Annotated in this window: 13 protein-coding genes and 3 pseudogenes; 7 read left to right on the top strand and 9 right to left on the bottom strand. The window is 69.7% G+C overall.

Going from position 1 to position 12,618, the window contains the following annotated elements:
* Positions 1–40: 40 nt before the first annotated feature.
* The 4 genes and pseudogenes from ACFWP3_RS26690 to ACFWP3_RS26675 all read right to left on the bottom strand — a co-directional run bounded on the left by ACFWP3_RS26690 (position 41) and on the right by ACFWP3_RS26675 (position 1,164).
* Positions 41–508, bottom strand: coding sequence for a nuclear transport factor 2 family protein (locus ACFWP3_RS26690; protein WP_384225718.1), 468 nt, complete (start codon positions 506–508; stop codon positions 41–43).
* 70 nt (positions 509–578) lie between these two features.
* On the bottom strand, positions 579–755 hold the full coding sequence (locus ACFWP3_RS26685) for a hypothetical protein (protein WP_361766639.1): 177 nt from the start codon (positions 753–755) through the stop codon (positions 579–581).
* 113 nt (positions 756–868) lie between these two features.
* Positions 869–1,000 (bottom strand): annotated as a pseudogene (locus tag ACFWP3_RS26680) (undecaprenyl-diphosphatase); the annotation flags it as partial.
* Positions 1,001–1,002: 2 nt separating this feature from the next.
* Positions 1,003–1,164 carry a hypothetical protein gene (locus ACFWP3_RS26675; protein ID WP_384225715.1) on the bottom strand — a complete coding sequence of 54 codons (162 nt, stop codon included), beginning with the start codon at positions 1,162–1,164 and terminating at the stop codon, positions 1,003–1,005.
* A gap of 646 nt (positions 1,165–1,810) precedes the next feature.
* Between ACFWP3_RS26675 and ACFWP3_RS26670 the strand changes: the two genes are divergently transcribed.
* From ACFWP3_RS26670 to ACFWP3_RS26655, 4 genes are all read left to right on the top strand, one after another.
* Positions 1,811–4,210: a 2OG-Fe(II) oxygenase gene (locus ACFWP3_RS26670; RefSeq protein WP_384225712.1), complete on the top strand. Its 2,400-nt coding sequence runs from the start codon at positions 1,811–1,813 to the stop codon at positions 4,208–4,210.
* Between the two features lie 235 nt (positions 4,211–4,445).
* Positions 4,446–4,763 carry a hypothetical protein gene (locus ACFWP3_RS26665; RefSeq protein WP_384225709.1) on the top strand — a complete coding sequence of 106 codons (318 nt, stop codon included), beginning with the start codon at positions 4,446–4,448 and terminating at the stop codon, positions 4,761–4,763.
* Positions 4,760–7,096 carry a DEAD/DEAH box helicase family protein gene (locus ACFWP3_RS26660; RefSeq protein WP_384225706.1) on the top strand — a complete coding sequence of 779 codons (2,337 nt, stop codon included), beginning with the start codon at positions 4,760–4,762 and terminating at the stop codon, positions 7,094–7,096. Before ACFWP3_RS26665 ends, ACFWP3_RS26660 begins: the two co-directional genes overlap by 4 nt.
* Before the next feature lie 46 nt (positions 7,097–7,142).
* Entirely contained in the window at positions 7,143–7,928 is a 786-nt protein-coding gene (locus ACFWP3_RS26655) for an IS982 family transposase (RefSeq protein ID WP_384225703.1), read from the top strand.
* Here ACFWP3_RS26655 and ACFWP3_RS26650 read toward each other — a convergent pair.
* Together ACFWP3_RS26650 and ACFWP3_RS26645 are read right to left on the bottom strand one after the other, a co-directional pair.
* Positions 7,828–8,376: a Uma2 family endonuclease gene (locus ACFWP3_RS26650; RefSeq protein WP_384225800.1), complete on the bottom strand. Its 549-nt coding sequence runs from the start codon at positions 8,374–8,376 to the stop codon at positions 7,828–7,830. The two genes, ACFWP3_RS26655 and ACFWP3_RS26650, sit on opposite strands and share 101 nt — an antisense overlap.
* A 318-nt stretch (positions 8,377–8,694) precedes the next feature.
* Positions 8,695–8,817, bottom strand: a complete 123-nt coding sequence (locus ACFWP3_RS26645) for a hypothetical protein (protein WP_384225700.1) — start codon at positions 8,815–8,817, stop codon at positions 8,695–8,697.
* A 241-nt stretch (positions 8,818–9,058) separates the two neighbouring features.
* Here ACFWP3_RS26645 and ACFWP3_RS26640 point away from each other — a divergent pair, with 241 nt between their 5' ends.
* Together ACFWP3_RS26640 and ACFWP3_RS26635 are read left to right on the top strand one after the other, a co-directional pair.
* Entirely contained in the window at positions 9,059–9,235 is a 177-nt protein-coding gene (locus tag ACFWP3_RS26640; RefSeq protein ID WP_384225698.1) for an NAD(P)-binding domain-containing protein, read from the top strand.
* A gap of 4 nt (positions 9,236–9,239) precedes the next feature.
* Positions 9,240–9,482 (top strand): pyrroline-5-carboxylate reductase family protein, encoded by a 243-nt coding sequence (locus tag ACFWP3_RS26635; RefSeq protein WP_384225695.1) that lies wholly within the window; start codon positions 9,240–9,242, stop codon positions 9,480–9,482.
* Between the two features lie 62 nt (positions 9,483–9,544).
* Here the strand turns inward: ACFWP3_RS26635 and ACFWP3_RS26630 are convergent, their stop codons facing one another.
* From ACFWP3_RS26630 to ACFWP3_RS26620, 3 genes and pseudogenes are all read right to left on the bottom strand, one after another.
* Positions 9,545–9,874 carry a hypothetical protein gene (locus ACFWP3_RS26630; RefSeq protein WP_384225693.1) on the bottom strand — a complete coding sequence of 110 codons (330 nt, stop codon included), beginning with the start codon at positions 9,872–9,874 and terminating at the stop codon, positions 9,545–9,547.
* 164 nt (positions 9,875–10,038) lie between these two features.
* A pseudogene (locus tag ACFWP3_RS26625) lies at positions 10,039–10,304 on the bottom strand (ATP-binding protein); the annotation flags it as partial.
* 383 nt (positions 10,305–10,687) lie between these two features.
* Positions 10,688–11,828 (bottom strand): annotated as a pseudogene (locus ACFWP3_RS26620) (IS3 family transposase).
* A 360-nt stretch (positions 11,829–12,188) separates the two neighbouring features.
* On the opposite strand from ACFWP3_RS26620, the gene ACFWP3_RS26615 reads away from it, so the two are divergent.
* A partial coding sequence (locus tag ACFWP3_RS26615; protein ID WP_384225691.1) for a prevent-host-death protein occupies positions 12,189–12,618 on the top strand: 430 nt, incomplete at its 3' end.

Here is a 12,618-nt window from a genome sequence, read left to right as displayed (position 1 = left end):
TCCAGTGTGGGCAGTGCCGGACGACCGCGCCCGGCCGGGCTCAGGCGGACAGGTGCCGCCACTTCTCGTGCACGGTGACGCCGGTGAGCCGCCAGCCGTCGCGCGTGCGCGCCAGCGCGAAGGTGTAGCGCCCGGCGGCGACGAAGTTGGGCGCGGTGAGCGTGCCGTCGAACTCCTCGCCCGCGAGCCGCATCGGATTGACGAAGTCCGCCCGCACCTCGGCGCGGTCGCCCGGCGAGCCGTCCAGCACCTCCAGCCGTACCAGCCGGTTGACGATCAGGTGCTGGCGCACGGGGAAGAGCTTCATGGTCTCGGCGAGCCAGTCGGCGACCTCCCCGGCCGGTCCCTCGATCCCGCCCGCCGAGCTGTAGTCGGCCCGCCCGGACGAGGTGAACAGGGCGCGGTAGGCCGCCCAGTCACCGTCGTCGACGGCCACCGCGTACCCCGAGACCACCTCGTCGATCGCCAGCCGGTCCATGACCGTGGCGAGGTCCACACGCTGCGTCATCGGGCAAGTGTGGGGCTACGGCGGCACGAGGCCAAGGGGCGTGCGCGGGCGGGATCTTCCCGCGGCCCCCTCAGTGTCCGGAATACACCTCCCGCTGCCGGACCACGACCAGGAACGCGTCGCTGTCCAGATCCATCACCACCTCGGCCGGCACGCCCTCGCGCATCCGCTGGGCCGCGTACTCCTCGGCGGGCCAGCTTCCCCGCGGACTTCCGGCCGGAAAACGCTCCAGAACCACTCGACGCATGGGACACCCCCTGCTTCTCGCCTTCAGGTCTCTCCCGGCACAACGACGCGGAGGCCGCCCGGGAACGTTCCCGGGCGGCCTCCGGTTCATGCGAAGCGGTGAGCGCGGTCCCTCTACTGGCCGGACTCGCCGGCGTGCGGCCTCAGCACGTCCGTGCCGACCAGCACGAACAGGACGATGCCCAGCAGGATCCGGTAGATCACGAAGGGCATGAAGCTCTTGGTGGAAATGAACTTCATCGACCAGTTCATGCCTCAAGGTCCCGAGCGGCTTTGACCTGCTGTTTCCACCATTCTTCAAGATTGAATGGGAGAGACTGGTGGAGAGATGGCGCTTTCCAGCGTTCTCCCTTGCTCGCCACGAAGCGCAGCCACCCGAGTTGCAGCGAATTTGCGATCTGCTGCTCCATGAGCAGCGTAAATGTGCGAGTAGAGGCCTTCCACGCCGGCGACCCCGTGGCCCATGCGGGTCTCCACGGCGATGCGACTGTGTCGATCTTCGTCCATCCACTCCTTGCCGCCGTGGCGAAGCAGGTACAGCCGCTTCCCGGCGTACGCGGCCGCAGGGACCTCCGGAAGGGGACGGCGGGAGGTGGCCAGCTGGGGCTGGCCCAGGCGAACCCTCGCGAACTCCTCGGAAGCCGGTCGACCGCGCGAGACCGACTGCCAGTAGGGGTAGCTGAAGTTTGCGTTGGCCAGCAGCCGCTGCCCTCAGCGCGTACTGCACGGCATTGGAACGTCGTATCGGCGAGCTGGACGGTGCTGTGGACGAGGCGGCTTTGGACTCGGCCCGAGAGCTCGCCGCACGACATCCCCGCGCGTAGGCACCGGGATCGGGTACCGCCTAAGATCCGGCTGAGGTCGATCTCCACAGGGAACAGAACCGCCCCCTTGATCACCCCGCTGAACGCCCCACCGTCCCGGGCCTTCCCTGAACCTGCGCGGATGCCCCGGATGTCAAGGCCGTTCTGCAATCTGAGAACAGGGACTTCCAGCAGCGCTAGGGTTTCCGGGACAGAGGGAATGGAACGCTGCCGACCAGGGGAACGAAACACCATGGGACACGGAGCGCGAAAGCAACTGGCGAAGCTGCTCGACGCCTCGGAGCGATGCGGGGACTTCAGTACCCGCATCGAGATGTCCGCCCGCGCGCTGCGGATCGCGGTCGACGGCGTCGGGGTGCTGCCCCTGCCGTTGCGCGCTCCGGTCACCAAGAAGCTGATCGCGCAGGCCCGGCAGGCCCGCTTCGGCCGCGGTGAGCAGACCCTGGCCGACACCAGCGTGCGCGATACCTGGGAGATCACCCCGGACCGGATCACCCTGGGCGGCCCCGACTGGGACCGCACCCTGAGCGGTGTCCTCGACGGCGTCCGTACCGCGCTCGGTCTGCCGCCCACCACCGTCCTGCGGGCCGAACCGCACGCGCTGCTCGTCTACGGCAAGGGCCAGTTCTTCCTGCCGCACCAGGACTCCGAGAAGGACGACTCCATGGTGGGCACCCTGGTGGTCTCCCTGCCCTCGCACCACACCGGCGGTGAACTCGTCGTCTCGCACGCCGGCCGGAGCGTCGTCCACCAGGTGTCCCGGGAGAAGCTGACCTTCGCTGCCTTCTACGCGGACTGCCTGCACGAGGTCAAGCCCGTCAAGTCCGGCTACCGCGTCACCCTCACCATGAACCTCCTCGCCGAACGCACCCGGCCGGCCGGCGAGGACGACGGCGGCCCGGCCGCCGACCTGGCCCACTGCCTGACCGAACACTTCACCGAGCCGGCCGAAGAGCGCTACGCCTACGGCCGCCAGAAAACGGCGCCCCCGAACCGCCTCGTGTACCTCCTCGACCACGAGTACACCCAGCGTGGCCTGGACTGGGACCGCCTCAAGGGTGCCGACGCCACGCGTGCCACCCGGCTCCGCCAGGCCGCCGGGCAGGCAGGCTGCGAGGCGGTCCTCGCCTTGGCCGAGGTGAAAGAGACTTGGGACGCCGTACCGCCCTACGACCGCTACGACTACTACGGCGATGTCGAGCACTTCGACGGCTGCGAGGACGAGGAGTGCGAGGGTGAGTGCCTCCTCGACCCCGACGGGGAGCCCGGGGCCGAGCGCCGCCGCAGTGGCGACTTCTCCGACTACGAGCTGGGCGACCTGATCGACGACGAGATCACCCTCGACTGGTGGACCCGCCCCGACGGCGCCGACGGTGAGCAGATTTCCCTGCCCGTCTCTTACGCCGAGGTGTGCGCCACCACCGAGAACAAGGACCTCACGCCCTACCAGTCCGAGTACGAGGGCTACATGGGCAACTACGGCAACACCCTGGACCGCTGGTACCGGCGGGCCGCAGTGGTGCTCTGGCCCCGGCAACGCTCGTTCGCGGCACGCGCCGAGGCCGGCTCCGCGGGAGCCCTGCGAGAACTCCAGGGCCACCTGGACACCGGGGAGTTGGAGCTGGCGCGTACGCTCGCCCGGTCGCTCGCCCCGATCTGGAAGCATCGCGGTTCGGGCGAAGCGGCCGCTCCACTCTTCACTGCCGCCCTGCACGTCGCGGTGGGACTGGAGGAAGCGGACACCGCCGCGATGCTCCTTGCGCCCTTCGGGGTGGAGACCCTGGGCGAGCGACACGTCCCCGATCTCGCGGAAGCGGCCGCACGGTACGGGCGGACGTGGTCGCGCGGGGCCGTCGGCAGCTGGTTCGGCCGGGTCGCCGCGTACATCGGGGCGGATCGCGCAGCGTGGCTCGAGTCTCTGCCCGGCCTCTGCGCCGCGCTGCGGACCGCTGACGGTGACGGAGACGCGGTGGCGGCACCGCTGGTCGAGGGCGTCTGGCAAGCGGCCGAGCAGCAGCTCACCGGCTGGCTCGACGTGGGCCGCGAGGCGGAGCGCCGCGCGGGCATGGAACGGCTGGGAGCTCCCTTGGCCCGCATCCTGCAGGCGTGCGACCCGAAAACCGCCGGCACGATCGTCACCGCGCTGCGCGGCCTGCCGGACACCGCCCTGGAATGCCTGCTCCCGGCCCTGCGCACCGCGGCCCGCCGACCGACGACCGTACGAGACGGGGCACCCGCGGCCCACGCCTTCCAGACGCTCGCCGACCACTGCGAGGCCCGGCTCACCGCGGCCGTCACCCACCCCGTACGCGCGGCGGACGACTGGTCACTCACCCCGGCCGGTACCTGCCGGTCCGGCTGCGGCCTCTGCCCCGACCTCGACGCCTTCCTCACCTCCCGCACCCGTCGGGTCATGGATTGGCCGCTCGCGAAGGACCGGCGCCGCCACATCCACAGCCGTATCGAACTGGCCGGCCTGCCCGTGTCCCACACCACCCGGCGTCAGGGACGCCCCTACACCCTGGTCCTGACCAAGACGAACGCGGTGTTCACCCGTGAGCAAGCGGCCCGCATCCGCGCCGAGACCGACCTGGCGTGGCTGCGGGAGAAATGGCCCCGGCCACGCGGCTGAAAGGGGACAGACAAGCCCCGCGGTTCGCGCGCCTGGAACCGGCAGTCCGCACCCGGGACGCGGATGCCGCCGCGTCCCGGCTGGCCGCGCATCGCCACCTGCCGGTACCTCGCGGCCGTGCAAGCCTGGGCGGCCGGCGGCCCGGCGCCGGACGGGTAGGCCATCGGCTCGATCACCCCGTGGGAATCTACGCGAAAACGGCCTCTCCACGGACGCGAATCCGGATCATGGAGGGGTGGAGGACTGGTACGACTGTAACGACCTGGCCGAACTGCGCATCCGCCTCGGTGTGGCGCTCGAAGAGAACGCCGAACTACGCGCGGAGCTCGCCGAGGTGCGAGCCGAGAATCGGCGTCTGCGCACCCGGCTGGGAGTTCCCGCACCCGACGCGCCGCGGGCGCTGGCTCCGGTCCCCGAGCCTCCCCCACCGGTCATCACGGAAGGCGGCCACGGGCTGCCGTACGCGGACGCGTCCTCCGGGACGGAGGCGAAGATCGCCCTGTTCCGGGCGCTGTTCGTCGGCCGCGAGGACGTCTACGCCACCGGTGGGTGAGCGCGAAGTCGGGCCGGACGGGCTGGAGCCCCGCCGAGGACAACCCGTTCGCCAAGAACAAGGCCGATGCCGAGCGGGTGTTCTGGCCGCTGACGGACCGGGCCGTCTACAACCACCTCTCCCGCCCCGAGCCCGGCGCCCGGGAGACCCACCTGGGGCTGTACCCGCTGCTTGCTGATGACACCTGTCGGCTTCTGGCGGTCGACTTCGACGGCAAGGACGGCGGCGACTGGCGCGGCGATGCGGCCGCCTACGCCTCCGCCTGTCACGACGCCGGTGTCCCCGCCCTGGTTGAGGTCTCCCGCTCCGGGGCGGGCGCGCACGTGTGGACCTTCTTCACTGACCCCGTCGCCGCGGTCACCGCCCGCACGCTGGGGATGGCGCTGCTGCGCCGGGCGATCGACGTCCGCGGGCAGATGACGTTGTCCAGCTACGACCGGCTCTTCCCCGCCCAAGACCTGCTGCCGACGAACGCCAAGGGCAACGCCCGGTTCGGCAACCTGATCGCGCTCCCGCTGCAGGGGGCCTCCCGCCTCAAGGGCACCACGGTGTTCTGCGACCCGCACACCTGGGAGGCGTACCCCGACCAGTTCGCGCACCTGTCCCAGGCCGAGCGGCTCTCCCCGGCCCAGGTCGAGGCGCTCGTCGACAAGCTCGGCGAGGTCAAGGCGGGCCCGTCGGCGACCGCGCCGGTCCTGCCGCCCAAGCCCCGGCGGCGCGCGCTGGGCAAGGCCCCCGAGGTCGTCGAGGCGCGCTTGTCGGCGATGCTCGCGATCTCCACCAAGGGCCTGCCGGCCGCCTTGCTTGCCGCGCTCAAGCACACGGCGTCGTTCCACAACCCGGAGTTCTACCAACGCCAGAGCCAGCGGTACTCCACCTGGGACACCCCGCGCCTGGTCTGCTCTTTCGACGCCACCGACCCGGACTGGCTGAGGCTGCCGCGCGGGCTGCGCGACGAAGCGGCCCAGCTCATCGCCGCCGCCGGCGGCACACTCACGGTCACCAGCGAACTTGCGGACGCCGCGCTGATCAGCGCATTGTTCACCGGCGAGCTGACCGAAGTGCAAGCCCGCGCGGTCGACGCGGTCAAGGGTCACACCAGCGGAGTGCTCGTGGCGCCGCCGGGCTCGGGCAAGACCGTGATGGCCTGCGCGCTGATCGCCCACCACAAGACGCCCACCGCGATCATCGTTAACCGCTCCGAGCTGCTGTCCCAGTGGCAGGACCGTCTGGCCACGTTCCTCGATCTCGGCGAGGGCCGCGTCGGTTCCTTGGGCGCGGGCAAGGACCGCCGCGGCCACGTGGTCGACCTGATCATGCTGCAGACACTCAGCCACCGCGACGCCCCCGACGGTTTGCTGGACGGCTACGGCCTGGTGGTCATCGACGAGTGCCACGCCGTGGGCGCCCAGGGGGCCGAGGCCGCGATCCGCAAAGCCCGCGCCCCTCGATGGATCGGCCTGTCGGCCACCCCCTACCGGGCGGACCAGATGGATCCGCTGATCACCATGCAGTGCGGACCCATCCGACACGAGATCGCCGACACCAGTGCCTTCGCCAAGCACCTCATCGTCCACCCCACCTCGTTCACCACCGACGAGCCGGGCGACGACGGCGCCTCCTTCCAGGCGATCTACAGCGAACTCGCCGCGAACTGCGACCGCAACACCCAGATCGCCGCCGACATCGCCGACGCCTCTCGGCGCGGACGGTGCAGCCTGGCCCTGAGCAACCGGGTCGAACACCTCCACCAACTCGCCACGTCCCTCGCCGCGCACGGCATCGAACCGCTGCTCCTGCACGGTGGCATGCCGCCGGCCGAGCGAGCCCGGGTCCGCACCCGCCTGGCCGATGAAACGACCACCCCGCCGGTGCTGCTGGCCATCGACAAGCTGGCCGGCGAAGGATTCGACGCCCCCAGGCTCGACACCCTGTTCCTCACCAGCCCGATCTCCTTCAAGGGACGGGTGATTCAGCAGGTCGGCCGGATCATGCGCAACACCGAGACGAAGAAGTCCCACGTCGAGGCCCACGACTACCTCGACGCGGACGTGCCCTGGCTGGAACGCATGCACCACAAGCGTCGCCGCATCCTCGAACGCCGCGGATTCACCGCCACGTCCCCCGAGACCCTGCCCCAGCCGCCCGCCCAGCCCGTTGTCCCCGCGCGCCACCGACCGGAGCCCTCACAATCCGCGCCGACACCGCCGGTGGCCGAGGTGCGGCGGTGGGCCAAGGACCAGGGGATGGACGTGCCACCGCGAGGCCGACTCCGCAGCGACATCTGGGACGCCTGGCACGAGGCCCATCCCCAGGCTCAGCCGGTCAGCTGATCCGGTGCGCCTGCGGACGTGGGGCGAGGGCGTCCACGGTCAGTCCGTGACGAACGACCTGAACACCCTCGCAACGGCACTCTACGTCCGGATCGACGACACGTTGCAGGCTTCGCCGGAACTTGCCCCGTGGCGCCCGGCGGTCGGGATCGCACCCACGCTCAGTGACTCCGAACTGCTCACCCTCGCCGTAATGTCGGCGCTGCTCGGCTACACCTCCGAGCGGCGCTGGCTGCGCCGTGTAGCGGCGGACTTCCGCGGCATGTTCCCCTACGTACCCGGCCAGTCCGGCTACAACAAGCGGCTGCGAGCGGCCTCGTCGCTGGTCACCCGCATGATCCGGATCCTGGCGGCGGACACCACGCTGTGGAGCGACGATGTCTGGGTGGTCGACTCCACCCCGGTCGGCTGTGGCTGCTCGCGAGAGACTGCGAAGCGCTCCGACCTGGCCGGCTGGGCGCAGTACGGCTACTACGCGTCGCTCTCCCGGTACTTCTGGGGACTACGGCTGCACCAGGTGTGCACGATCGGCGGGCTGCCCGTGCTGTTCGCACTGGCCGGTGCCAAGGCCGACGAGCGCGAGACGTTGCGCGACATGCGCGACACCGCGCCGGACGTGACGGCCTCCCACTCCCGGCAGACGATCACCGGTGACAAGAACTACTGGGGGGGCGTGAGGCGGCTCACTCTTCCAGCTCGCGAAGCCGCGGCCCGGCGTACGGGAGGGGCGGTCAGGGCACGAGGCTGTCGAGGTCGATGTCGAGGGGGATGGGGACGGAGACCTTCAACCGATTGCGGTGGATGCCGGTGGCCACGTAGCTGCTGGTCATGACGTCGAGTTCGTAGGTGTGGACGGTGGCGGCGCCGGTCTCGTCCTCGACGCGCCAGAAGTGGGGGATCCTGGCCTGTGCGTACTTGAAGGGCTTCAGGGAACGGTCGCGGTCCGCCGACTCCTCCGAGACGACCTCGATGACCAGGGCGACGTCCTCGGGCGCGTACCAAGTCCGGTCGGGGTCGTACGGGGCGGTCGTGATCAGGATGTCCGGCTCGGGGCGGCTCTTCTTGTCGAGCCGGACGGTCATCTCACGCTCGGCGTCGAACCCGACGGGGGCGGCCTGGCGCAGGGCGAAGGTCAGGTTCTCCACCAGCCGGGCGTGCCAGGACCGCTGCGGCGACACCATGAAGATCAGGGCTCCGTCGATGAGTTCGGTGTGCCGCGGTGCCTGGGCGAGGCCGTCGAGGTCATCGGCTTCCCAGCCGCTGATCCTGGGCGGGATCATCCAGTCGGGGAGTTCGGCGGTCACGGCTTCCTCCAGGCGCCTCGAAGAGGTCAGGGGCCCTCATCCCGGATCGCGGACACGGGCGCAACGCTGGTGTCAACATAGTCGAGCGACCGGACCTCTCACTCGGCCCGTGTGGGCCCGACGAGCCGGAGGCCGGTGATCATCTCGGTGTGGATCCGGACGACGTGGTCCATGGACGAGCTGCTTCGGCGGAGTGGTGCACGTCAGCTTGAGCGGCGGGTCGAGGTCGGCCGACACCAGGCTTGCGATGTCGTCAAGGTCGCAGTGGAAGCCCCCCGTCCTTCTCCTCACAGGTCAGGGGCTACCGCGGCCGCCGCCGAAGCCGACGGCGCGGGTGCCGCCGCCCAGGAAGAAGGCCGGAGCGGGGAGCAGCGCCGCCGTGCGGAGGTGGACACGCTTGCGGGTGTCGCGTGACATGCCTTGCCTTTCTGGAGTGATCGTGCCGACCGGGGCCCGGCCTGCCGGAGCGGCCCCGAGACGGTCAGCGACGCTCTCCCGGTGGGGCACGTCACTGGTCGGGGGAGAGTGCATTCGGACCACTCGCCGCGAGCGGCTGGGCGAGCCTCGGCGTGTCGGGGGCGTAAGGGTGCGCGTACCGGAAGAACCCGGTCAGGCATGGCCCGCCTGCCGGACTGTTACCGAAGGTCTGGAGGCGGGCGTGATCGCGCTTCTCGGCGCAGGTGAGATGGGAGTAGCGCTGCTCGCCGGGCTCGTACGCTTGGGCCATGACCCGGCCGAGATCCTGGTGGTCGAGCCGCATGCGGAGCATGCCCAGCGGCTGCGCGAGGAGTACGGGATCGCGACCGCTCCCGCCCACAAGGCCGCCGAGCCCTGAGACCGTGCTGATCGCGGTGGGGCCGCAGGACGTGCCGGGACTGCTCGCCGACATCGCGTCGCACCTGCGGCACGACCGCCTTCTCGTCTCGGCGTTGGCCGGTGTCCCGACGCGATTGTTTGAACGGTACGTCGCCGACGACACGCCCGTCGTCCGTGCCATGCCCAACACCCCGGTCCTCGTCGGCGCCGGGCGTGATCTCGGTCGGCTCGGCCGCCACCGAGGCTTGGCAACGCTTCCGCGCTGAGGTCCCTGGAGATGTCGGTCAGAACCAGGAACGGCTGGAGGTTCAGACACCGATTCGACGCATCACCAGGGGAGGTCCTGAGGTGTGAAGGGATTGTTCAGCGTGCAGTCAAGGACGCGTTCGTCTGCGGGACCGATGACTGCGCTCAGCTCGCGTCGTGCCTTGGACCTCAGGGCATGGAGGGTGATCTCCAGCAGGGTGCGGACGTGGAAGTCGCCGTTGCGGAGGTCCGTGTCATCGCGTTCGTAGAAATGATCGGCGTCCTCGGATGACCGTCTGACATCCGCATTCCAGCGGCGGAACGCGTGTGCGACCTCGCCAGCGGGGAGGCCGTGACCCCGTTCGAAGGCGGCGATCTGTCTGTTCGCCGAGGCGGACAGTCCGCGGATCACGGGTGCCCGCCGATGGTGCGTTCGGCGTCGCGGGAGCTGCGCTCTGATCTCGCCCGGTGACCGGCGAGGCATGAACACTTCCAGTAGGAAGACGTTGGGTCGCCCGGCCCTAGAACGCGCTTGCGGCAGAGATCAAGTACTCAGGGTGTCAACTCAGGGGCGGCTCAGCTGACCGGCTGCTGTTCAGCACGTGCTCGGGTGGTGGCGAGTCGGTAGGATTCGGTGCCGGTTTCGATAATGTTGCCGCCGAAGGTGAGGCGGTCAACGATGGCCGCGCAGAGCCGGGGGTCGGTGAAGGTCTTGGTCCAGCCATCTGGAGAAGGACCTTGGAGGCGATGGCGACGCTGTTCTTCACCTCGCGTTCGGGCAAGACCTGAAACAGGAGTTCGGCGCCGCGTCGGTCGAGTTCCATGTAGCCGAGCTCGTCGACCTATGCCGAGACGGCGACTATGCCGAGAAGGATGTGGGCGAGCGTGATCGCGGGCAGCGTTGACGGCTGTTCTGCTCCGCATAGTCGACGGCCGGGAGGGGTATCCGTCCCAGGGGTTCGGTCCCCGCTTGAGGACGGCGAGCGCGCGCGGCTGGTCGGTGGGCCAGAGGTCGATCTGGTAGAGAAGGTAATCGCCGGGGCCGCCGTTGGTGTCGACGGCCGGTGGGTCAGAGGGGACGTAAGAGACCCGGACTCGCAATAGCCCTGCGGGGACGGTCATGCTTGGCCCGTCCTCCGGGTGGACTCCTGGGCTGGAGACGGCGAGTTGGCCAGTCGGGGCAGCCAGGTCCACTGAGGTTGATCCCCGGGGGTAGACACCGGGTTCATACGACGAGTGACAGCATACGTGACGTGATCAGTTGCTGTTCGAACTCGGCTGGTGTGAGGTAGCCGAGCGCGGAATGCCGGCAGCGCTGGTTGTAGTAGGCCAGCCAGCGGAACAGCTCGAGCCGGGTTTGTGCCTTCGAGGTCCAGTGCCTCCCGTGGAGCAACTCGTGCTTCAGTCCCTGGAAGAACGATTCGGCGAGGGCGTTGTCGTAGCTGGAGCCGACCCGGCCCATGCTACGTCGGATGCCTGCCGGCGGCAGGCCTCGCCGCAGGCGGCCACGGCCATCTCGATCGCGTCGGTGACCAGCGAGGTGTGCATATGGTCAGCGATGGACCAGCCCACTGCCCTCCTCGAGATGTCGATCACCGTGGCCAGATACAGCCAGGTCGTGCCGACGGCTATGTACGTGATGTCGCCGCACCACCTGGTGTTGAGAGCGTCCGCGGTGAAGTCGCGCATTACCAGGTCCGGTGCCGGCGGCAGGGTCCTGTCCGCGATCGTCGTCCGCTTCCTCTTGCACAGGTGCCGGCCGACGATGTGGTTGTCCCGCATCAGCCGGGTCACGCGCCTGCGGTTGATCCGCCGTCCCCTCGCCCGCAGCTCGGCATGGACGCGCGGGGCGCCGTGGGCGCCATGGTGCTCGGTGTGGATGGCGCGGATCTCGCTCACGGTCCGCTTCTCCTCGGCCCGGCGCCCGGCGCGGGCCTGCCCGGTGGTCAGATGTCTGTAGTAGCCGGCGCGGGACGCTCCGAGCACGCGGCAGATCCGCTTGACGCCGAAGTCGGCACGGTTGTCGGAAATGAAGTCCCAGCGGCGGGGGCTCACTTCACCTCCCGAGCGAAATACGCGGCCGACCGGCGCAGGATCTCGCGCTCAAGGTGCCCCCCTTTCTCGGCCTTCAGCAGCCGGGCCTTCTCCGCCCGCAGCCGGGCCAGCTCCTCTGCCGCACTGACATTGCCATCGCGGCCTTCGGGCGCCGCCTGAGCCTCGTCCTTGCGGACCCACGTCCGCAGCGACTCCGCGGTGATACCGAGATCCGCGGCCACCGCCGCGTACGTCCCCCGCCCGGCCGCGGCACGGTAGAGCGCGACAGCGTCCTTCCTGGACTCCTCCGGATTCGGAAATCTGCGTCCCACCTGGACATCCTCCTTGGACCATCAAGATCCATTGTCAGGGTGTCCACACCAAGGGATCAGCCTCACTGCGTGGGGCGCACCGGCGACGGCTACCGCTACGACCACGCCCACGTTTCGCTCGGCGCCAACCGCGCAGGGGTGTGGTTTGCATGCATCTCGCGCACGGGGGCAGGGCGCTCGCGCGCGGCGGGGCGGAAGACGCGCCTGCGATCATGGCACAGGCGATCTGTTCCCGGAGCGGAGTTGCGCATGCTGCGACGACGAAGAACCCCGACATCCCGCATCCGGAGGTCGAGGCTGGCGCACGCACTCAGCGGCCTCCACTGGACTTCCGAATACGTTCCGAATACTTATGGATCCATGACCATCGCAACAGGCCTCCCCGTGGCGACTCGGCGTTCCTCGGACCTGAGCAAGCACTCCGCCGAGGTCTTCGCCGAGGCCGAGGACCACCCCGTGACGGTGACCCGGCGCGATGGCGAGGCTCTGGTCCTGATGTCTCGGCGCGAGGCCGAGGGTCGTACCCACTTGCTGAACTTTGCCGCGCAGCTCATCACCGTCACCCTCGACGACCGCGGCTCGCTCGCCGAGCGGATGTCCAAGGCCTTCCCTTGGATGCTCGCGCTGTCGTCGGCCGACCGGGAGTCCTGCGCACAGGACCTCGTCGATGCGGCGCGCGCGTCGTTCTCCACCGACCAGCCGCGCCTCGCGATCGCGGAGCTGACCTCCTGGAGGGAGACGGCCACCGCCGTCGCGGCCGGGCTCGGCGGCGGCAGCGCCGGTCTGGAGT

The organism is Streptomyces sp. NPDC058525, from assembly GCF_042719495.1.
Taxonomy (GTDB): Bacteria; Actinomycetota; Actinomycetes; order Streptomycetales; family Streptomycetaceae; genus Streptomyces.
Note: the sequence above shows the minus strand (reverse complement) of the source record. Positions and strands in the feature narration are given on the sequence as shown.